Raw genomic sequence first — 21696 nt, forward strand, 5'->3', positions numbered from 1 at the left:
TGCCGTTGCCGGAGATCGTCGGGTGCTCCGAGTGCTCCGGGTGCTCGTGGGAGCGGGGGACGGGTGGCCGCGCACGGTGGCCCGGGGCGGGAGAGGCTCACCCCTTCACGGCTCCGCCCAGCGCGAACCCGCCGCCCAGTCGTCGCGCGACCAGCACGTACAGCAGGAGCACGGGCGTCGAGTAGATCACGGAGAACGCCGCCAGCTGCCCGTACACCACCATTCCGCGGTTCCCGAAGAACTCGTTGATGCTCACGGAGGCGGGCATCTGGTCCGGGGTGAGCAGCAGCATGAAGGGGACGAAGAAGTTCCCCCACATCATCACGAACGAGAAGACCGTCACCACCGCGACGCCCGGCCCCATCAGCGGGAGCACGATCCTGAGCAGCGACTGGAACGAGGACGCCCCGTCCGTCCAGGCCGCCTCCTCCAGCTCCTTCGGCACGCCGTCCATGAAGTTCTTCATCAGCCAGATGGCGAAGGGGAGTTGGGAGGCGGCGAAGAAGAAGATCGTGCCCTGCGCCGTGTCGATGAGGTTCACCCGGACGAACAGCGCGTAGACCGGGACCATGATCGCCGTGATCGGCAGGCTCGTCGCGAACAGGATGGTCAGCAGGAACGGGCGGTTGAGGCGGGAGCGGAACCGCGACAGCGGATAGGCGGCCAGCGCCGCGCACACCACCGTCAGCAGCGTGCCGCCGCCGCACAGGATCAGACTGTTGAGCAGGGGGGTGAAGACGATGTCCCGCGTCAGGACCGCGTCGAAGTTGGCGAGGGTGACCCCGTCCGGTGCCTTCACCCGCAGGTCCGCGTGCGCGTCCAGCGAGGACAGGACCACCCAGGCCAGCGGCAGCCCGAACGCGGCCGCCACGGCGAGCAGGCCGGCGTCCGCCGCCAGCCGCCGGCCCGCGCGACGGGACCTGGCGCCGCGCTTGGCGACCCGGGCCGGTGCCGCCATCTCAGACCTCCGTCCGCAGCAGGCGCAGGTACACGAGGGAGAACAGGGAGCCGACCACCAGGAGCAGCAGGGCCACCGCCGTCCCGTAACCGATCATGCTTTTCTGGAAGGCCTGTTCGTACATGAACAGGGGGAGCGTCTGGCTCCTGCCGCCGGGGCCGCCCCGCGTCATGACCCAGATCAGCCCGAACACCGACAGCGTCTGCAGCGTGTTCAGCATCAGGTTCGTGCCGATGGAGCGGCGGATCAGCGGGAGCGTGATGTGCCACATGCGGCGCCAGCCGCCCGCGCCGTCCACCTCCGCGGCCTCCGTGATCTCCTTCGGGATCTCGTTCAGCGCCGCCGAGTACACCAGCATCGAGAACGCCGTGCCCCGCCACACGTTCGCGAAGGACACCGCGAGGATCGGCAGCGTGAACAGCCAGTTCTGGGACGGCAGGCCGAGCCGGTCCAGGAGCGCGTTCAGCGTGCCCTCGCGGCGGAAGAAGGCGTAGAGCAGGAAACCCGCCACCACCTCCGGCAGCACCCACGCCGTGATGACGATGCCGCCGACCAGCGTGCGCACCGGCTTCGACGCGCGCCGCATCAGCGCGGCGAGGGCCAGGCCCAGGGTGTTCTGGCCGACGAGCGAGGAGAGCACCGTGAAGACGAGGGTGAGCCGGACCGCGTTCAGGAACGCCTCGTCCCGGAAGGCCGTACGGAAGTTGTCGAGGCCGGTGAAGGACGAGTGGGCCTGGCCGGTGAGCTGGAGATCGGTGAAGGCGATGTAGCCGCAGTAGCCGATCGGTCCGGCGAGGAACAGGAGCAGGAGGACGACGGCGGGGGCGAGGGGGAGCACCCGCACCAGGGAGCGGTCCGGACCGCCCCGCCGCGGGGGCGCGGTCCCCGGGCCGGCCGGCGGGACCGGGGCGCCTTGCCCGCCCGGACCCGGGTGCCGGTCCGCCCGGGTGCCGGCGCTCACTTCGACGTCACTTGTCCGTCGGTGGCGGACTTCAGTTCCTCGTCGTAGCCGCTCGCCGCCTCCTCGACCGACCTGTCGCCCGTCGTCACTCCCTCCATGGCCTCCTGGATCGCGGTGGAGACCTTCGGGTACGCCGGGTACGCGGGCCGGTAGTGCGTGCTCGCGACCAGGTCCGTGAAGAACTCGATGCCGGGCTGCGCCTTCACGTACGCGGGGTCGGAGGCGACGTCCTCGCGCACCGCGATGCCGGAGTTGGCGATGTACCACTTCTGGGCGTTCGCCTTGGTCTGCATCGTCTCGATGAACTCGAACGCCAGGTCGGGGTTGGCCGACTTCGCCGGGATCGACCACGTCCAGCCGCCGGACATGCTCACCTTGCCGGGAGCCTGGCCGGCCTGCGTCGGCATCGGGGCGAGACCCAGCTCGCGCGACCACTCGGGCCACTCGTGTCCGGCGCCCCTGCCCCAGTCCTGCGGCAGCCAGCTGCCGTCCAGGTCGATGCCCAGCTTCCCCTCCGGGAGGAGTTCGCCGCGGACCCTGGTGCCGAAGTTCGGGTCGAGGGCGTCGGAGACCTCCGGGCCGAGCTTCTCCCGGTAGACCGTCTCCACGAAGCTGAGTGCGTCCCTGAACCCCCGGCTCCCGGTGATCCACTTCTTGGACGCCTCGTCGTACAGGGGGTCCGACGTCCCGTCGCCCGTCCCGTACAGCAGCATCTCGAAGCCCTGCATGGTGGCGGCCTCGCCCGCGGGCTTGCCCGTGTAGATGTTGAGCGGGGTGACGCCGGGAACCTTCCTCTTGATCGTGCGCGCGGCGGTGAGGACGTCGTCCCACGTCTTCGGCCGCCAGTGGGCGGGCAGTCCCGCCTTCGCGAAGATCCCCTTGTCGAACCAGAGCCCGCGGGTGTCCGTGCCGTCCGGGACGCCGTACGTCTTTCCGTCCTGCGCCTTCGCCGCCGCCTTGGCCGTGCCGACGAAGCGGTCCCAGTCGTCCCACTTGGCGAGGTAGCCGTCGAGCGGCTTCAAGTACCCGCTGGTGATGTCGGAGTTGATGAGGAAGGTGTCCTCGTAGACCAGGTCGGGAGCGGTCTTCGGCGACCGCAGCATCTGCTGGAGCTTCGTGTAGTACTCGGAGTCCGGGGCCTTGATCGGGACGAGCTCGACCTTCTTGCCCGGGTTCGCCTTCTCGAACTGCCTCTTGATGTCCGCCAGGTAGGTGTCCATCACCTTGACCGAGTTGTCCGTGGACTGCTTGAAGGACACCTTCACCGTGTCCGGGTCGCTGCCGGACCCGCCGCCGCAGGCGGTCAGGGCCAGGGCGGCGGGGAGCGTGAGCAGAGCGGCGAGGAGCGGCGGGGCGGTGCTACGGGGGCGGGCGGCGGTGGGGCGCACGGGCACGACCTCCTACGGGCCTTCGTCGGCCGAGTCTGTCTGCCCCGTGAACGTAAGAGGAATGGTCTAGTCAGGTCAATGACCTTGCACAGCCGGATGGTTGGCGACGGCGCGGGGAGGGGGACCACCGGGCCCGCGCGATGGGAGGCGGGCGGCTCATCGCGTCCGTGCATGGGGCGGGCGTGGTCGTCACGCGTCCGTGCGTCGCTGCTTCGGCCGGTCCTCCACCCACCGGTACACCAGCTCCGGCCGTCCGACCTGTCCGTACAGCGGACTGCGCACCGCCCAGCCCGCGTCGACCAGGTGCTCCAGGTAACGGCGTGCCGTGATCCGGGAGATGCCCACGGCCTCGGCGGCGCCCGCCGCGGTCAGGCCCTCGCCGGAATCCCGCAGCGTGCGCGTCACCCGCTCCAGCGTGGGGGCGCTGAGTCCCTTCGGCAGCGCCGCGGGACCCGGAGCGCGCAGGGCCGCCAGCGCCCGGTCCACCTCGTCCTGCCCGCTGGCCTCGCCCGCCGCCGCGCGGAACTCCGCGTACCGCACGAGCCGGTCCCGCAGGGTCCCGAAGGTGAACGGCTTCAGCACGTACTGGACCACCCCGAGGGAGACCCCCTCCCGCACCACGGCCAGATCCCGCGCGGACGTCACGGCTATCACGTCCGCGTGATAGCCGGCGGCCCTGAGCGAGCGGGCGAGCTGCAGCCCGTGCCCGTCCGGCAGGTGCAGGTCGAGCAACAGCAGGTCCACCGGCGTACGGTCCAGCGCGCGCCGTGCCTCCGCGCCGGTGTGGGCCTTGCCGACCGCCGTGAAGCCGGGCACGCGGCCGACGTACATGACGTGCGCGTCGGCGGCGACCGGATCGTCCTCCACGACGAGTACACGGATCGGCTCGGTCATGCGTCGCCTCCAGGCAGGGCGGTGCCGGCGGCCCCGGGCACGCGGACACCGGGGCGGACGGGGGTGGCGGACCCCTCCGTGGGTGGGCCGGCGGGGTCCGGGGCGGGCGGGGGCGCGGGGGCCGGCGTGGGTGGGGCCGCGAGGTCCGGCGTGGGTGGGCCGGCGGGCCCGTTCCCGGTCGGGTTCGTGGGGTCCGGCGTGGAAGGGTTCGCGGGGATCGAGGGGTTCGCGGTGGAGCCCACCGTAGGCAACGGCATCCGCACCTCGAACTCCGCCCCGCCCCCGGCCGCCTCCGTCACGCCGAGCGCACCCCCGTGACGGCTCACCGCCTGGCGTACGAGGGCCAGCCCCAGCCCCCGCCCGCCGGGCCCCGCCGGTTTCGTCGACCAGCCCCGCTGGAAGACGGCCTCCGCGTGCGCGGGAGCCACTCCCTCCCCGGTGTCCGCGACCCGCAGGACCAGGCCGTCCTCGTCCGTGCGGGCCGTCACCGTCACCCGGGCGCCCACCGTCCCCTGGGCCGCGTCCACCGCGTTGTCGATCAGGTTCCCCAGGATCGTCACCAGGTCCCGGGCCGGGAGCGAGGGCGGCAGGAGTCCGTCGTCGAGGCCACTCTCCTCGGACACCACCAGCTCGACGCCCCGCTCGTTGGCCTGCGCCGCCTTGCCCAGGAGCAGCGCCGCCAGCACCGGCTCGCTGACCGCGGCCACCACCCGGTCCGTCAACGCCTGCGCCAGTTCCAGCTCCGCCGTGGCGAAGCCGACGGCCTCCCCGGCACGTCCCAGCTCGATCAGGGACACCACCGTGTGCAGCCGGTTCGCCGCCTCGTGCGCCTGGGAGCGCAGCGCCTGGGTGAACCCGCGCTCGGAGTCCAGCTCGCCCATCAGGGACTGCAGTTCCGTGACGTCGCGCAGGGTCACCACGGTGCCCCGGCGCTCGCCGCCCGACACCGGCGAGGTGTTCAGCACCAGCACCCGGGTGGCTGTCAGGTGCACCTCGTCCATCCGGGGCTCGGAGGACAGCAGGGCGCCGGTCAGCGGCGCCGGCAGGCCGAGGCGGGCGACCGACTGGCCGACGACCTCGCCGGTGACCCCCAGCAGTTCCCGGCCCCCGTCGTTGATCAGCGCCACCCGGTACTGCCCGTCCAGCATCAGCAGACCCTCGCGTACGGCGTGCAGGGCGGCCTGGTGGTAGTCGTGCATGCGGCTGAGCTCGGCGGCGTTCATGCCGTGGGTGTGGCGGCGCAGCCGGGCGTTGATCACGTACGTGCCGACGGCGCCGAGGGCGAGTGCCCCGGCCGCGGTCCCGAGCAGCGCCGTGACCTGGTCCTGGACCCGGGCCGTGATGGCCTCGACCTTGATGCCGGCGCTGACCAGGCCGACGACGCGGCCCCCGTCGGTGACCGGCGTGACCGCGCGGACGGACGGGCCGAGGGTGCCGGTGTACGTCTCCGTGAACGACTCGCCCCCCAGGGCGCGGGCCGTGTGGCCGAGGAAGTGCTTGCCTATCAGCCTCCGGTCCGGGTGGGTCCAGCGGATGCCCCGCGGATCCATGATCGTCACGAAGTCCACGCCGGTGTGCCGCTGCACCCGGGTCGCGTACGGCTGGAGGGTCCGGGTCGGGTCCGGGCTGCGGATGGCCGAGCGGACCGACGGGGCGTCCGCGACCGAGCGGGCGACCGCCATGGCGTGGCGGCCCGCGGCCTCCTCGGCCTGGCTGCGGTCGCTGATGTACGTGAAGAGCGCGTATCCGGCGACCAGGACCGCGATCAGCACGGCCTGCATGGCGAAGAGCTGGCCGGCCAGGCTGCGGGGGGTCGGGACGCGGGGGAGGCGCATGCCGTCAGTCTGCCTCGCCCGGTAAGCGTGAACTAAATGAACGGAAGGGTGACCGCCCTCACAGGCCGGGAGATAGTCACCGCATCCGGGGAGCCAGTTCCCCGGCGGCGCCGGGGCGGTTTCCCGGCCCGCCCGGGACGGCGTTCCCGGCGCCTGTCCGGAAGCCCCCGCTTCCGGCAACCGTCCGGGAGTCTCCGCTTCCGGCAACCGTCCGGGAGTCCCCGCTCCTGGCACTCGTCCGGGAGTCCCCGCTTCCGGCAACCGCTCGGGAGTCCCCGCTCCTGGCACTCGTCCGGGAGCCCCCGCTCCCGGCACCGTCCGGGAGCCCCCGCTCCCGGTTCCGCCCGGACGTGAGCCGCACGCCGGATGATGCCGACGACGTCGTCAAGGAGGGCAGCCGTGACCAGCACACCCGCACCGGCACCTGCCGCACCCGCCGCCAAGCGGGACCGCACGCACTACCTGTACATCGCCGTGATCGCGGCGGTGATCCTCGGCATCGCCGTGGGCCTGCTCGCCCCCGACTTCGCGGTCGAGCTGAAGCCCATCGGCACCGGCTTCGTGAACCTGATCAAGATGATGATCTCGCCGATCATCTTCTGCACGATCGTGCTGGGCATCGGCTCGGTGCGCAAGGCCGCCAAGGTCGGCGCCGTCGGCGGTATCGCGCTCGGCTACTTCCTGGTCATGTCGCTGGTCGCCCTCGCCATCGGCCTGGTGGTCGGCAACATCCTGGAGCCGGGCACGGGTCTCGCGGTGACCCAGTCGGTGAAGGAGGCCGGCCAGGGACAGGTGTCCGCGGAAGCGCTGCCGCCGGTCGAGTTCGTCCTCTCCATCATCCCGACCACGATGGTCTCCGCGTTCACCGAGGGCCAGGTCCTGCAGACCCTCCTCGTCGCCCTGCTCGCCGGGTTCGCGCTGCAGGCCATGGGCCCGGCCGGCCGGCCGGTGCTCCGCGGCATCGAGCACATCCAGCGGCTCGTCTTCCGCATCCTCGCCATGGTGATGTGGGCCGCGCCCCTCGGTGCCTTCGGCGCGATCGCCGCGGTCACCGGTTCCGCCGGACTGGACGCCCTCAAGAGCCTCGCGGTGCTGATGCTGGGCTTCTACGTCACCTGCTTCCTCTTCGTCTTCGTCGTGCTCGGCGCGCTGCTGCGGATCGTCGCGGGCCTCAACATCCTGACGCTCTTCAAGTACCTCGGCCGGGAGTTCCTGCTGATCCTCTCCACCTCCTCCTCCGAGTCCGCGCTGCCGCGGCTCATCGCGAAGATGGAACACCTGGGCGTGAGCAAGCCGGTGGTCGGCATCACCGTCCCGACCGGCTACTCCTTCAACCTCGACGGCACCATGATCTACATGACGATGGCGTCGCTCTACATCGCCGACGCGCTCGGCAAGCCGATGTCGGTCGGGGAGCAGATCCCGCTCCTGCTCTTCCTGCTGGTCGCCTCGAAGGGCGCGGCGGGCGTCAGCGGGGCCGGCCTCGCCACGCTGGCCGGCGGTCTCCAGTCGCACAAGCCCGCACTGGTCGACGGCGTCGGCCTGATCGTCGGCATCGACCGCTTCATGAGCGAGGCCCGCGCCCTCACGAACTTCGCGGGCAACGCGGTCGCCACCGTGCTGATCGGCACCTGGACCAAGGAGATCGACCGGGGCCGGGTCGACCAGGTGCTCGCGGGACAGCTGCCCTTCGACGAGGAGACGCTGCTGGACCACGACGAGGACACACCGGCGGCCGGCCTCCCGGAGCAGGGCGGCGAGAAGCAGCTGGTCAAGGCATAGCGCTTCGCCGGGCCCCGCCCTGATGGGGCCCGGCGGAGCCGGGCCCCGGGGCGCCGTGAGGCGCCGGACATACACAGGGGCCCGGCAGAACGCCGAGCGGCCGGGTCGCCCCCCGTAGGCCCGGCCGCTCGGTGCGCCGACGTCGGTCAGTCGCCGCCGCGCCGCCGTCAGGCGCTCAGGCGCTCAGGCGCTCGATTCTCGCCACCAGGGCGGTGGCACGCGAGGCGGGTACGCCCGCCGCGGTCAGCATGGTGACCGCGGCGGAGCGGCCCGCCTCCTCCGCTGCCAGCAGGCCGTCGTTCACCGCTTCCATCAGGGCGAAGAGCATCTGCTCGTGCACGTAGGCCAGCGCGTCCGGCGGCAGCGGGGACGTGAACACGCCCGCCTCAAGGCCGCGCCGGAGCAGCCGTGCGCAGGACTCCCGGACGGGCGTGAGGCGGTCGCGTATGCCCTGGACCGTGACGCTGCGCTGGGCGAGCGCAACCAGCAGCCGGTAGCGGTCGGCGATCTCCCAGACCGCCAGCGTCGAGCGGACCAGCGACTCCGCGGGATCCTCGACGCCCTCACGGCCCGCGGCGTGCGCCGCCTCCACCGCCTGCGCCGCGCCCTCGAACAGCGTGCCGATCAGTGCCTCGCGGCTCGGGAAGTGCCCGTACACCGTGCGCCGGACGACCCCCGCGGCGCGCGCGATCTGGTCCATGGAGGCGTCGGGGTCGCGCAGCAGCTCGGCGAGCGCGACATCGAGGATCCGGCGGCGGTTCGCATCGGCGCGGCTGGCGTTACCCGTGGTCATGGCTGACATTCTGCACGTCCTTTCCCTGTGCCCGTCCGGCCACTGCCGCCGTCGCCCGCTGGGCGGGCTCGCGGGGCAGGCGGGAACGGCCGGGCAGGCCCTGGCGGCCGGCGCTGCGTCCACAGGCCTCCACCTCCTCCATTTGCACAGCTCTGTGCAATGACGTACGTTGCACAGTGTCGTGCAATTGCACGTCGCTGTGCAAGTGGCCGGGTGAGACGGCCGCCGTACAGACCACCCCGCGGTGCGGGCCGATCGTCCGGCACCGTGCGAGCCGACAGAGGAAGGGCGAAGCGAACCCATGCGTCTCGTCATGAACGAACCGGTCGAGAGGATGGACCGGCCCTACGCCCGGCGATGGTGGGCCCTGCTGGTGCTCTGCCTGAGCCTGCTGATCATCGTGATGGCGAACACCGCCCTGACGGTCGCGGCCCCGGACATGACCCAGGACCTCGGCCTGTCCAGTGCCGACCTGCAGTGGGTCATCGACGGCTACACCGTCCCGTACGCCGCGCTGATGCTGCTGCTCGGCGCGATCGGCGACAAGTACAGCCGCCGCGGCGCACTGGTCCTCGGACTCGTCGTCTTCGGCGGGGGCGCCGTCGCCGGCTCGCTCGTCGACAGCTCCGCGGGCGTCATCGCGGCCCGCGCCGTGATGGGTGTGGGCGCCGCGCTGATCATGCCCGCCACGCTCTCCCTCCTCGCCGCGACCTTCCCGCGTGCCGAGCGAGCCAAGGCGATCACCCTGTGGACCGCCACCGCCGGACTCGCCATCGCGGCCGGGCCGCTGGTCGCTGGTGCCCTCCTGGAGCACCACGGCTGGTCCTCCACCTTCCTGATCAACGTGCCCGTCGCCGCCCTGGCCATCGCCGGCGCCCTCGTCCTCGTGCCGCCCTCCGCGGCCGCCCACCACGACCGCATCGACTACGTCGGCGGCCTGCTGTCCGTGCTGTGGATCGGCGCCCTCGTCTACATGATCATCGAAGGGCCGCACTTCGGCTGGGGCGTGAAGGCCGTCACCGCCGCGGTCGTCGCCGGCCTCGGCCTGCTCGCCTTCGTCCTGTGGGAGCTGCGCCACCCGCGCCCGGTCGTCGACGTACGCCGCTTCGCACACCGCGGATTCGCCGGTTCCAACCTCGCCGTCGCGCTCTTCTTCCTGGCCGTCTTCGGCGCCTTCTACTTCCTCACCCAGCACCTCCAGTTCGTCCTCGGCTACGACGCCCTGGACACCGGGGTGCGCATGCTGCCGCTCGCCGGGGCCGTCTTCGTCGGCTCGGCCCTCACCGGCTACCTCACCCCGCGCGTCGGCATGAGGATCACGGTCACCGCGGGCATGGTGGCCGGCACGGCAGCCCTCGCGCTGCTCACCCGGATCGACGCCACGTCGTCGTACGGCGACTTCGTCCTGCCCCTGGTCATCCTGGGCCTCGCCATCGGGCTCGCCCTGTCGCCCTGCACGGACGCCATCATGGGCGCGTTCCCCGAGTCCGAACTGGGCGTCGGCGGCGCGGTGAACGACACCTCGCTGGAGCTCGGCGGCTCGCTGGGCATCGCCATCCTCGGTTCCGTACTGGCGAGTTCGTACTCCTCGCAGCTGTCCGACGCGACCGCGGGCAGCGGACTTCCCGCGGGTGCCCTGTCCACGGCGCAGGACTCGGTGGGCGCGGGCTACGCGGTCGCCCAGGGCATCGGCGAGAAGGCCCGGCAGGCCGGCGAGCAGGCCGCCCAGGCGCAGAACGCCGAGCAGGCCTCCCAGTTGAAGGCCCAGGCCGACCAGCTCGCCGAGGGCGCACGCCACATGGCGGACGCGGTCGGCTCGTCCTTCTCGGACGCGGTCGCGCACACCAGTCTCGTCGGTGCGGTGGTCCTCGGCGTCGGCACGGTTCTGGTGGCGTTCCTGCTGCCGCGCAGGGCGCGCACGACCGACCCGGAAACCGGGACCCCGGAGAGCGGGACCACGAAGGCCGGGACTCCGGCGATCGGGGCCATGAAGGCCAAGTCCACGAAGGCCAAGTCCACGAAGGGCGGGTCCACGGAGGGCACGGCCGCCGACGCCGACGCCGACGCCGACTCCGACGCCGACTCCGACTCCGACGCCGGCGCCGGTGCCGAAGTCGCGGTCGAGGCCACAGCCGCGTCCCCCGAGGAGGAGTCCGCGTCCGTGGCCGGCCCGTCCGGCGGGCCGAGCGGGACGCGCTGACCTCACCGAGGGCGGGCCCGGAGGTCCGGGGAGCCGGGGCGCTCCCCGGGCCCCGGGCCTTTCGTGTCCTCCGGGTCAGGCCCGCGCCGGGTCGGCCGGGGGCCGCCCTGCCGTCGCCGCGTTCAGGCGGGCCAGTTCCTCCGCCTGAAGGACCAGGTCCGCCGCCCCAGCGGAGTCCCGGACCGACGCCGGGCGGCTCGCCCCCGGTATCGGGATCACGGTGGGCGACAGGGACAGCAGCCAGGCGAGGCAGACCCGCTGAGGGCTGACCCCGCGCTCGCGTGCCACCTCGTGGAACGCGCCGAAACCGCCGGACGCCGTCCGCGACGGCCCGTCCAGGGAGCTGCGGGAGATGCCGCCGAGGGGACTCCAGGGAAGGAACGCGAGGCCCAGCTCGGCGCAGAGCCGCAGCTCGGCGGTGCTGTCCCGCACGGCGGGCGAGTACCGGTTCTGGACCGAGACGAGGCGGTCGCCGAGAATCGCGTGGGCCCGGCGTATTTGTTCCGGATCCGTGTTGCTGAGGCCGGCCAGGCGGATGCTGCCCTCGTCGAGCAGGTCGCGCAGGGCGCCGACGGACTCCTCGAAGGGCACCGCGGGGTCGGGTTTGTGCAACTGGTAGAGGCCGATGGCCTCGACGCCGAGCCGCTTCAGCGAGGCCTCGGCGGCCGCCTTCAGATGGGCCGGCCTGCCGGTGACCGTCCAGCTGCCGTCGGCCGGCCGGCCCCGGCCGCCCTTCGTGGCGACCAGCACGTCCGCCGTGCCGCCGCCGTACGTGGCGAGGGCGCGGGCGACGAGCCGTTCGTTGTGGCCCGGTTCCTCCCCGGGCAGGTGATACGAGTCGGCGGTGTCCAGGAGGGTGACACCCGCGTCGAGGGCGGCGTGCACGGTGGCCACGGCGCGGGCCTCGTCGGGACGGCCCTCGACGGACAGCGGCATCGCGCCGAGCCCGACCGCCCCGACCCGGAGACCGCCAAGGGTGCGCTGCCGCACGTCAGTCGACCTCCCCGAGCGGCGCGACCGGCAAGGGCACCTGCCCAGGCACGGGCACCTGCCCAGGCACAGGCACCTGCCCAGGCACGGGCACCTGCCCAGGCACAGGCACAGGCACCGCACCGGGAACCCCGGCCCCGAGGGCCACGCCACCCCGAGTCCCCGCTCCGAGGGTCTCCGCGACCGCGCGCGGCAGCCACTCCCGTGCCTGCCCGAAGCGGAAACCCAGCCCGGAGGCACGGGAGTTGTCCATTCCGTACGAGCGGGTGAACGCGAACGGCGAGACCTCACCGGCCTCCACGGTCCGGAAGACCGTCCGTCCGCCGGGGACGCGCTCGGCCACCGCCCGGCACAACTCCTCGGTGGTCAGCGTCCCGTGGGAGGCCGCGTTCACCGGGCCTGTGCAGTCCTGGCCGGTCACCCACACCAGGAAGTCGGCGACCTCCTCGACGTGGATGTAGGTCGCCGGACGGTTCACCGCAGGCACCGCGATCGGCTCGCCCGCCGCGATCCGCCGGACATAGTGGTCGAGCCGTCCGGTGAAGTCGTCGTCCCCGCCCAGCACATGGGCGACGCGCACGGCGACGTACGGAAAGGCGGGATCCCGCGCGAACACCGCCTCCGCCTGCCGCTTGCCCTCGCCGTAGTGGGCGTCGAGGAACCCGGGGTCCTCCCAGGGCAGGCCCAGGTCCACGGCGACCGTCCGCGGGTCGACCGCCTCCTCGCGCACCGGCGACGCCGAGTCCTCGTCCTCGTACACCTCGACGGTGGAGGTCATGACGTACCGCCGGGTGCGGCCGGTGAAGACGCGCCGGGCGACGGCCGCCTGCCGGGGCGAATAGCAGACCTGGTCGACGACGACGTCGAAGGTGCGCGAACCGAGTGCCGCGCGCAGCGCCTTCTCGTCGTCACGGTCGGCGACCAGGTGGACCGCTCCGGCGGGCGGCGGCGAGGAGCCGCGATTGACGACCGTGACCCGGTCGCCGGCGGCGAGCAGCCGGGCCATGAGCCGCTTTCCGAAATAGCGGTTTCCGCCGATGACACACACGTCGCGCACGACGCCCTCCCGCATTCCGTTTCCGCACCCGGCCGCTGCCTGGCGTGCGGTCATAATTCTCCCGGCGACAAGCGCGGGACTGAAGGGGGAGTCATGGGAGATCAGGCCGTCGCACCGAAGGAACCACGGCACCAGCGGGCCGCCGCCCACGAAACGTCGGCGGCCTTCGACGAGGTGGACCGCCGGATCCTGGAGCTGCTGCAGACCGACGGCCGGATCAGGCTCAGTGAGCTGGGCCGCCGGGTCAGCCTGAGCCCGGCGGCCGTCGCCGAACGCGTCCGCCGGCTGGAGTCCGCCGGCGCCGTCACCGGCTACGGCGCCCACGTCGCCCCCGCCCGCCTCGGCTACGGCATCCAGGCCTTCGTCCGCGTGAACCCGCACGGCGGCTACACCCTCAAGCACCCGAGGACGCTGGAACTCCTCGGCCGCCCGGAGGTCGTGGAGGTGCACCACGTCGTCGGCGAGGACTGCTGGATCCTCAAGGTGGCGGTGGAGGACACCATCCACCTGGAGGAGATCCTGGAGCAGACCTCCGCCCTCGGCCGCACGACGACGTCCATCGTCCTGTCGTCCCCGGTGGAACGCAGACCGCTGCTCCCGCCCCGGCCCGGCTCCCGGTGAACCGCTTGCCTTGACGTCGGCGTCAAGCCGTACCGTCGGGGTCATGCGAATCGGCGAGCTGGCGGCGCGGGCCGGGACGAGTACGCGGACCCTGCGCTACTACGAGACACGCGGGCTGCTGCCCGCGCGGCGGGGCGAGAACGGATACCGGACCTACGACGAGGACGACCTGCGGCTGCTGCGGCAGATCAGGACGTTGCAGGACTTCGGGTTCGGCCTGGAGGAGACCCGGCCCTTCGTGGAGTGTCTGCGGGCCGGACATCCCGAGGGCGACTCCTGCCCGGCCTCGCTCGCGGTGTACCGCCGCAAGCTCGGCGAACTCGATGCGCTGATCGGCGAGTTGCGGGCGGTGCGCGAACACGTGGGCGTCCAGCTGGCGAAGGCCGAGCGGGCGCGCGACGAGCTGGCCGCCGACGCGGAGGTTCCGGGCGGCCCGGAACCCGTGTGCGAACTGGGAGGACGGACGCAGTGATCAAGGCGGCAGGAGTGGCGGAAGTGACGGACGCGGACTTCGAGGCGGAGGTGATCGGGGCGGAGCTGCCCGTGCTGGTGGAGTTCACCGCCGACTGGTGCCCGCCGTGCCGGCAGATGGGGCCGGTGCTGAGCGCCCTGGCCGCGGAGGAGGACGGCCGGCTCAAGGTCGTCCAGCTCGACGTGGACACCAACCCGCGGACCGCCCTCGCCTACGGGGTGCTCTCGATGCCCACCTTCATCGTCTTCCGGGGCGGTGAGCCGGTGCGTTCCATGGTCGGCGCCCGGGCCAAGCGGCGGCTGCGGGAGGAGCTGTCCGACGTGCTCTGACCCCGGGGCACGCACCGGAGTACCCGGAGTGGCGCCCGGGGAACGACCCGAAGAACGACCCGGGGAACGAAAAAAATCCCTCGAGCAATTGCGCTCGGGGGATTTCCTTGCGTATATTCGATGATTCGCGACTTCGGTAATGCGGATCGCGAATCAGTTCAACGGGCACAGTATATCCGGCCGGGAGCGGAATTGTCAAACACCGAATTTCCAGACGATGAATTGCGGCACGAGCAGGAATTCATCGACGGCCTGTACACACGCGTGGACACCCTGCGCGGCGCCACCGAGGAGTCCGTCACCGACGCGCTCGGCCAGGGCAGCACACCGATGCAAGCCCGGCTCGAACGGGACGTCCTCGTCGCCGAGCGCTCCGGGCTGCTCGCCGCCCTGAACGCCGTGGACGGGTCGCTCTGCTTCGGCCGCATCGACCTCACCAGCGGGGTCAGTCACCACATCGGACGCATCGGCATCCGCGCCGACGACGCCGACCTCACCCCGATCCTGGTCGACTGGCGGGCCCCCGTCGCCCGCCCCTTCTACCTCGCCACCGGTCACACCCCGATGGACCTGCGCCGCCGCCGGCACATCACCACCGACGGCCGCCGGGTCACCGCGCTGCACGACGAACTCCTCGACCTCGGCGACCGGGAGCGCACCGGCCACGAGGACCCGGCGGGCGACGCCGTCCTGCTCGCCGCCCTCAACTCGGCCCGCACCGGCCGGATGAGCGACATCGTGCAGACCATCCAGGCCGAGCAGGACCGCATCATCCGCGCCCCGCACCGGGGCGTCATGGTCGTCGAGGGCGGCCCCGGCACGGGGAAGACGGCCGTCGCGCTGCACCGGGCCGCCTACCTCCTCTACGAACACCGGGAACTGCTCGCCAAGCGGGCCGTCCTGATCGTCGGCCCGAACCCGGCCTTCCTCGGCTACATCGGCGAGGTGCTGCCCTCGCTCGGTGAGACGGGCGTACTGCTCGCGACCGTCGGCGAGCTGTTCCCCGGTGTGAGGGCGACCGCCGCCGACACCCCCGAGGCGGCCGCCGTGAAGGGCCGCGCGGAGATGGCCGACGTCCTCGCCGCGGTCGTACGCGACCGGCAGGCACTGCCCGACCCGGTCATCGCCATCGAGCACGACCGGGACGTACTGATGCTCGACGAGGGCCTCGTGCAGGTGGCCCGCGAGCGCACCCGCGAGGCGAAGCTGCCGCACAACGTGGCCCGCGAGCATTTCGAGGGGCACATCCTCAACACCCTCACGGACATGCTCGCCGAGCGCATCGGCACCGACCCCTTCGACGGCTCGAACCTGCTCGACGCTAGCGACATCACGCAGATCCGCGACGAACTCGCCGAGAACCCCGAAGTCTGGTCCGCCGTCGACCAGTTGTGGCCCCGGCTGACCCCGCGGGGGCTGGTGGCGGACTTCCTGGCGGCCCCGGAGGGATACGTCACGGACGAGGACGCGGCGGCGATCCGCCGGCCGGTCACCCGGGCGTGGACCACCGCGGACGTCCCGCTCCTGGACGAGGCGGCGGAACTCCTCGGCGAGGACGGCCGGGTGGCGCGCGCCCTCGCCGAGCGGGAGCGCAACGCCCAGGTCGCCTACGCCCAGGGCGTGCTGGACGTCTCGTACGCCTCGCGGACGTACGAGTTCGAGGACAAGGACGAGGAGGACTCCGAGGTCCTGTCCGCGCACAACATCATCGACGCGGAGCGGTTCGCCGAGCGGCACGAGGAGGACGACCACCGCAGCGCCGCCGAGCGGGCCGCGGCGGACCGCACCTGGGCGTTCGGGCACATCATCGTCGACGAGGCGCAGGAGCTGTCTCCGATGGCCTGGCGGCTGCTGATGCGGCGCAGCCCGACCCGCTCGATGACGCTGGTCGGCGACCCCGCGCAGACCTCCGAGGCGGGCGGCGTCGGCTCCTGGTCGGACATCCTCTCCCCGTACGTCGGGGACCGCTGGGAGCACACCCGCCTCGCCGTCAACTACCGCACCCCGTCCGAGATCATGGACCTTGCGGCAGCCGTGCTGCGCGCCGCGGACCCGGACTTCGAGCCGCCGAGTTCGGTGCGGTCCACGGGGGTACGGCCCTGGGTGCGCGCCACCGATGACCTGCCCGGCGCCGTCGCCGAGGCCGTCACCGAACTCACCCCCGAGGAGGGGCGCCTCGCGGTGATCGCGCCCCGTGACCTGCACCGGGCGCTCGCCGCGCGGCTCGACGGGGTGACGGCGGGCGCGGAGCCGGATCTGACCCGCACCGTCGTGCTGCTCGACCCCCGGCAGGCCAAGGGGCTCGAGTTCGACTCCGTCCTGGTGGTCGAGCCCGGCCGGTACGGGACGAGCGACCTGTACGTCGCCCTGACCCGCGCCACGCAGACACTCGGCGTGCTGCACACGGGCGACCTGCCGGACTCCCTGGCGACCGGCTGACGTCGTATCCGTCGCGACTCGGGAGCGCTGCTGCCGGACCCTCGCCCCGCGGACGCCGGTGGGGGCTGAATCCCCTCAGCCCCACCGGCGTTGCGGGGTCACGCCGGGCGGAGCCAGACCGTCGACAGGGGCGGCAGGCTCAGCCGGATGGAGGCCGGGCGCCCGTGGGCTGCCTGCGGCTCCGGCTTCACCGGGTCGGGATTCGTGACGTCGCTGCCGCCGTAGCGGGCGAGGTCGGTGTTGAGGACCTCGTGCCAGGCGGGTACGTCGTCCGGGACCCCGATCCGGAAGTCGTGCCGCACCACCGGCGCGAAGTGGGACACGGCGAGCAACGGCGTGCCGTCGGCGGCGTGACGCAGGAACGCGAAGACGTTGTCCTCGGCCGCGTCCCCGGCGAGCCAGGCGAATCCGGAGGGATCGGTGTCCCGCTCCCACAGGGCCGGCTCGGCCCGGTAGACGGTGTTGAGGTCGCGGACGAGGTCGCGGACACCGCGGTGGTCGGCCTCCGCGCCGTAGGCGGGGTCGAGCAGCCACCAGTCGGGCCCGTGGGTCTCCGACCACTCGGCGCCCTGGGCGAACTCCTGCCCCATGAACAGGAGCTGCTTACCGGGATGGGCCCACATGAAGCCGAGGTACGCGCGGTCGGTGGCCCGCTGCTGCCACCAGTCGCCGGGCATCTTCGACACCAGCGACCGCTTGCCGTGGACGACTTCGTCGTGGGAGATGGGCAGCACGTAGTTCTCGCTGTACGCGTACACCATCGAGAAGGTCATCTCGTGGTGGTGGTACTTGCGATGGACCGGCTCGTGCTGCACGTAGTCGAGCGAGTCGTGCATCCAGCCCATGTTCCACTTCAGCCCGAAGCCCAGGCCGCCGAGGCCGCCGGGCCCGGTGAGGTGGGTGGCCCGGGTGACGCCGTCCCAGGCCGTGGACTCCTCCGCGATGGTGACGACGCCCGGGTTGCGCCGGTACACGGTGGCGTTCATCTCCTGGAGGAAGGCGACCGCGTCCAGGTTCTCCCGGCCGCCGTGCTCGTTCGGTGTCCACTGGCCGGGCTCGCGGGAGTAGTCGAGGTAGAGCATGGAGGCGACGGCGTCCACGCGCAGGCCGTCGATGTGGAACTCCTCGCACCAGTACACGGCGTTGGCGACCAGGAAGTTGCGCACCTCGCGGCGCCCGTAGTCGAACTCCAGCGTTCCCCAGTCGGGGTGGGCCGCCCGCAGCGGGTCCGCGTGCTCGTACAGCGGGCGTCCGTCGAACTCGGCCAGCGCCCAGTCGTCGCGCGGGAAGTGCGCGGGCACCCAGTCCATCAGCACGCCGATGCCCGCCCGGTGCAGGGCGTCGACCAGGTACCTGAAGTCGTCGGGAGTGCCGAGCCGGGCCGTCGGGGCGTAGAAACCGGTCACCTGGTAGCCCCAGGAGCCGCCGAAGGGGTGCTCGGCCACCGGCATCAGCTCGACGTGGGTGAAGCCCAGGTCGGCGACGTAGGCGGGAAGCTGCTCAGCCAGCTGACGGTACGTCAGGCCCGGTCGCCAGGACGCGAGGTGGAGCTCGTAGACCGAGAAGGGCGCCTCGTGCGCGGGCCGCTGTGCGCGCCGAGCCATCCACGCCTCGTCCTGCCACTCGTGGTGGGAGGCCGTGACGACCGAGGAGGTCTTGGGCGGCACCTCGGTGCGCCGGGCCATCGGGTCGGCCCGCAGGGTCTTCGAACCGTCGGCCCGCGTGATCTCGAACTTGTACAGCTCGCCCTCGCCGATCGCGGGCACGAACAGCTCCCACACGCCGGACGAGCCGAGCGAGCGCATCGGGAACCCGGTGGGGTCCCAGTAGTTGAAGGTGCCGGCCACGCGCACACCGCGCGCGTTCGGCGCCCACACCGTGAACCGGGTGCCGGTCACGCCCTGGTGCACCACCGGCTCCGCGCCGAGCGCCTTCCAGAGCTGCTCGTGCCGGCCCTCGCCGAGCAGGTGCAGGTCGAACTCGCCGATCGCGGGCAGGAAGCGGTACGCGTCCTCGGTCTCCTGCACCGCCCCCTCGTACGTCACCACCAGCCGGTAGTCCTGCGGGACCTCGACCAGCGGCAGCACTCCCGAGAAGAAGCCGTCGCCGTCGTCCGCCAGGTCCGCCCGCAGCTCGCCGGTGACCACGGACACGGCGAGGGCGTACGGGCGCAGCGCGCGGAAGGCCACGCCACCGGGCACGGCATGCGCGCCGAGCACCCCGTGCGGATCGTGGTGCGCACCGCTCAGCAGCCGCTCCCGGTCTCCCGGCGCGACACCGGCGAAGGCGGCCGACCCCTCAGGGAGGACCGACTCCTGCGGAACGGCCTGCTCCTGCGGAACGGCCTGCTCCTGCGGAACGGCCTGCTCCTGCGGAACGGCCTGCTCCTGCGGAACGGCCTGCTCCTGCGGAACGGCCTGCTCCTGCGGAACGGCCTGCTCCTGTGGAACGGCCTGCTCCTGTGGAACGGCCTGCTCCTGTGGAACGGCCTGCTCCTGCGGGACGAGCCCCTCCGACGGGGTGGCCGGCGACGGGACGGGGGCGGGGGTGGAAGTCGGCGCGGGCTCCGGGGCCTGTGCCGGTTCCGGCGTCCGGGGCGCGGTGACCCCGGTGACCACCGGTCCGGTCCGGCGTCCGGCGGCAGGGGCTCCGGCCCGCTTCTGGGCGGGGACCTTCTTGTCCGCGGCCTTCTTCCCGGTGGCCCTCCGGGCCGTCGTCTTCGCGGTGCTGCCCTTGGTCACCGCGCTCTTCACCACCGCGGACCTCTTCGCGGCGGCCTTCCTTCCCGCCGCGTCCTTCGCCGCCGGCGCGCCTTCGGCGGCCTTCTTGACCGCCGCCTTCTCCTCGGCGGACCGCTTCGCGGCCGCCGTTGCCTTCTTCCCGGCCGCCTTCCTCGCGGCGGCCGTCTTCGTGCCGTCGGCCGCCTTCTCGGCGGCGGCCGACTTCCTCGCGCTCGCGCCGGTCTTCTTCGGACTGTCCTCGGACGGGGGACGGGGGGTCACGGGCAGAGCCTCCTCGGCAGGGATGAGCTGGGGCGGGTCGGGGCGCGGGTCACGGCGAGCCGTCGTCCGCGGCGAGCCGGCGCACCGCGGCCATCGGCACCGGGAGCCAGTCGGGCCGGTGCCGGGCCTCGTACAGGACTTCGTAGATCGCCTTGTCCGTCTCGTAGGCGCGCAGCAGGACCGGTTCGGTGCGCGGATCGCGCCCGGTGACCTCCGCGTACCCGCTGCAGTACGCGGCCCGGCACGCGTCGGCCCAGCCGGGCGCCCGCGATCCGGCCGAGTGGGCCGCGTAGTCGAAGGACCGCAGCATCCCCGCAACGTCCCGCACGGCCGGCTGCGGCATCCGGCGTTCCGGGAGCGGCTTCGACGGTTCGCCCTCGAAGTCGATCAGCGACCACTCACCGGACGCGGACCGCAGGCACTGTCCGAGATGCAGGTCGCCGTGGATGCGCTGGGCCGTCCACGTGTGGCCCTCGGCGGCCAGGTCGGACAGGGCCTGGAAGGCCGAGCGCAGCCCGGGGGCGTACGGCCGCAGCGCGGGCACCGCCTGCGCGGCGGCCTCCAGGCGCTCGGTCATTCCGTCGACGATCAGTTCCAGCTGGGGGAGGCCGACGGTGAGGGTGGGGAGCGCGCGGGCCAGGGCCGTGTGCACCTCGGCCGTGGCCCGCCCGAGTGCCCGGGCCTCGCCGCTGAAGTCCTCGCCCTTGGCCAGCTCGCGCAGGGCCAGCTCCCAGCCGTCGGCCGCGCCCTGCACGAAGGGCTGCATGACGCCGAGGACGTACGTCTCGTCGCCCAGGTCCGCGAGCATCCACGCGGTGGGCGCGGGCACCCGCGGGCAGCCTTCGCGGGCCAGCATCAGCGGCAGCTCCAGATCGGGGTTGACCCCGGGCACGATCCGGCGCAGCAGCTTCAGGATGAACGTATCTCCATAGACGACGGAGGAGTTGGACTGCTCCGCGGTGACCACCCGCGGCACCAGGTTCTCCGGGATCTCCTGGCGCCGGTCGCGCTCGAACCGCAGGTCCCCGATGCGGGCTTGGGTCCGCAGGGCCTCGAGCAGTACGCCGGCGGAGCGGGGGTCGTAGAGGGCCTCGTACGCCGTCCGTCCGGCCAGCGGACCCTCCTCCGGATGACCGATCAGCGCGGGCGCCAGCCGTGGGGGCAGCGCCTCGCGCACGCCTATCAGCAGCTGGTAGCAGTCCCCGGGACGCGAGGGGGCGCCGGCCGCCGGGGTGAGGGGCTGGTGTGCGCGTACGAGGAGATGGAACAGGCCGGTCGTGGCAGTGGGCGGCAGCAGCTCGGTGGCTGCCACGAGGGTGAAACCGGTCACCGGTCGCCCCTTGCCCGCGAACCAACGCTGTCGCGGCAGCCACTCCCGCAGCAGTGGATCGAGCGACGCGAGCAGATCAGGGCGTGCGACCGGGGCCGTGACTGGTTGTATTGCGGCTTCCGACATGGCGGCGCGTCCTTTCCCCGGGGGGTCGGGGTGTTACTGATGCGTGCCCCGGTCGGGCCGGTGGAAACCGGCCCGACCGGGTTCTGCGCGGCATCTGCCCCGCTTCTGTCCGGCTTCTACGCGGCGTCCTTGCGGAGCCGGAACCAGTAGAAGCCGTGACCGGCCAGCGTCAGCAGGTACGGCAGCTCGCCGATGGCCGGGAAGCGCACCCCGCCGATCAGCTCCACCGGATGCCGGCCGCTGAACGCGCTCAGGTCCAGCTCGGTCGGCTGCGCGAAGCGGGAGAAGTTGTGCACGCACAGGACGAGGTCGTCCTTGTACTCCCGCAGGAACGCGATGACGGCGGGGTTGGTGGAGGGCAGTTCGGTGTAGGAGCCGAGACCGAACGCGAGGTTCTGCTTGCGGATCTCGATCATGCGCCGGGTCCAGTGGAGCAGGCTGGAGGGGCTGCTCATGGAGGCCTCGACGTTGGCGACCTGGTAGCCGTAGACCGGGTCCATGATCGTCGGCAGGAACAGC

At 72.5% G+C, this 21696-nt stretch carries 16 protein-coding genes and 1 pseudogene; 6 read left to right on the forward strand and 11 right to left on the reverse strand.

Annotation, left to right across the window (positions count from 1 at the left end; genetic code table 11):
• Positions 1–97: 97 nt before the first annotated feature.
• The 5 genes from AC0ZLC_RS28475 to AC0ZLC_RS28495 form a co-directional block, all read right to left on the reverse strand.
• Positions 98–958, reverse strand: coding sequence for a carbohydrate ABC transporter permease (locus AC0ZLC_RS28475; RefSeq protein WP_476754819.1), 861 nt, complete (start codon positions 956–958; stop codon positions 98–100).
• 1 nt (position 959) lies between these two features.
• A complete protein-coding gene (locus AC0ZLC_RS28480) occupies positions 960–1919 on the reverse strand; it encodes a carbohydrate ABC transporter permease (protein ID WP_476754820.1) in 960 nt (319 codons plus the stop codon).
• Positions 1916–3307: an ABC transporter substrate-binding protein gene (locus AC0ZLC_RS28485; RefSeq protein ID WP_476754821.1), complete on the reverse strand. Its 1392-nt coding sequence runs from the start codon at positions 3305–3307 to the stop codon at positions 1916–1918. Before AC0ZLC_RS28485 ends, AC0ZLC_RS28480 begins: the two co-directional genes overlap by 4 nt.
• Positions 3308–3496: 189 nt before the next feature.
• A complete protein-coding gene (locus tag AC0ZLC_RS28490; protein WP_476754822.1) occupies positions 3497–4201 on the reverse strand; it encodes a response regulator in 705 nt (234 codons plus the stop codon).
• The gene (locus AC0ZLC_RS28495; protein WP_476754823.1) at positions 4198–6036 is read right to left on the reverse strand and encodes a sensor histidine kinase; all 1839 of its coding nucleotides are present in this window, start codon (positions 6034–6036) and stop codon (positions 4198–4200) included. Before AC0ZLC_RS28495 ends, AC0ZLC_RS28490 begins: the two co-directional genes overlap by 4 nt.
• A 369-nt stretch (positions 6037–6405) precedes the next feature.
• On the opposite strand from AC0ZLC_RS28495, the gene AC0ZLC_RS28500 reads away from it, so the two are divergent.
• Entirely contained in the window at positions 6406–7818 is a 1413-nt protein-coding gene (locus AC0ZLC_RS28500; protein ID WP_476754836.1) for a cation:dicarboxylate symporter family transporter, read from the forward strand.
• Between the two features lie 175 nt (positions 7819–7993).
• Here the strand turns inward: AC0ZLC_RS28500 and AC0ZLC_RS28505 are convergent, their stop codons facing one another.
• Positions 7994–8620, reverse strand: coding sequence for a TetR/AcrR family transcriptional regulator (locus AC0ZLC_RS28505; RefSeq protein ID WP_476754824.1), 627 nt, complete (start codon positions 8618–8620; stop codon positions 7994–7996).
• Between the two features lie 292 nt (positions 8621–8912).
• Between AC0ZLC_RS28505 and AC0ZLC_RS28510 the strand changes: the two genes are divergently transcribed.
• Entirely contained in the window at positions 8913–10811 is a 1899-nt protein-coding gene (locus tag AC0ZLC_RS28510; RefSeq protein ID WP_476754825.1) for an MFS transporter, read from the forward strand.
• A 75-nt stretch (positions 10812–10886) separates the two neighbouring features.
• Here the strand turns inward: AC0ZLC_RS28510 and AC0ZLC_RS28515 are convergent, their stop codons facing one another.
• The gene (locus AC0ZLC_RS28515) at positions 10887–11801 is read right to left on the reverse strand and encodes an aldo/keto reductase (RefSeq protein WP_476754826.1); all 915 of its coding nucleotides are present in this window, start codon (positions 11799–11801) and stop codon (positions 10887–10889) included.
• 166 nt (positions 11802–11967) lie between these two features.
• Positions 11968–12873 (reverse strand): annotated as a pseudogene (locus tag AC0ZLC_RS28520) (NAD-dependent epimerase/dehydratase family protein); the annotation flags it as partial.
• 78 nt (positions 12874–12951) lie between these two features.
• On the opposite strand from AC0ZLC_RS28520, the gene AC0ZLC_RS28525 reads away from it, so the two are divergent.
• From AC0ZLC_RS28525 to AC0ZLC_RS28540, 4 genes are all read left to right on the forward strand, one after another.
• Complete coding sequence (locus tag AC0ZLC_RS28525; protein WP_476754827.1) at positions 12952–13479, forward strand: Lrp/AsnC family transcriptional regulator; 528 nt, start codon at positions 12952–12954, stop codon at positions 13477–13479.
• A gap of 43 nt (positions 13480–13522) precedes the next feature.
• A complete protein-coding gene (locus AC0ZLC_RS28530) occupies positions 13523–13951 on the forward strand; it encodes a MerR family transcriptional regulator (RefSeq protein ID WP_476754828.1) in 429 nt (142 codons plus the stop codon).
• On the forward strand, positions 13948–14280 hold the full coding sequence (locus AC0ZLC_RS28535) for a thioredoxin family protein (RefSeq protein ID WP_476754829.1): 333 nt from the start codon (positions 13948–13950) through the stop codon (positions 14278–14280). Before AC0ZLC_RS28530 ends, AC0ZLC_RS28535 begins: the two co-directional genes overlap by 4 nt.
• Positions 14281–14454: 174 nt before the next feature.
• Complete coding sequence (locus tag AC0ZLC_RS28540; RefSeq protein WP_476754837.1) at positions 14455–16719, forward strand: HelD family protein; 2265 nt, start codon at positions 14455–14457, stop codon at positions 16717–16719.
• A 98-nt stretch (positions 16720–16817) separates the two neighbouring features.
• Here AC0ZLC_RS28540 and glgB read toward each other — a convergent pair whose 3' ends face one another.
• The 3 genes from glgB to AC0ZLC_RS28555 form a co-directional block, all read right to left on the reverse strand.
• On the reverse strand, positions 16818–19721 hold the full coding sequence (glgB, locus tag AC0ZLC_RS28545) for a 1,4-alpha-glucan branching enzyme (protein ID WP_476754830.1): 2904 nt from the start codon (positions 19719–19721) through the stop codon (positions 16818–16820).
• 49 nt (positions 19722–19770) lie between these two features.
• A complete protein-coding gene (locus AC0ZLC_RS28550; RefSeq protein WP_476754831.1) occupies positions 19771–21177 on the reverse strand; it encodes a maltokinase N-terminal cap-like domain-containing protein in 1407 nt (468 codons plus the stop codon).
• 116 nt (positions 21178–21293) lie between these two features.
• Positions 21294–21696, reverse strand: a 403-nt coding sequence (locus tag AC0ZLC_RS28555) for an alpha-glucosidase C-terminal domain-containing protein (RefSeq protein WP_476754832.1), incomplete at its 5' end; no start/stop codon positions are given.

Source organism: Streptomyces sp. GLSS-08 (assembly GCF_056387915.1).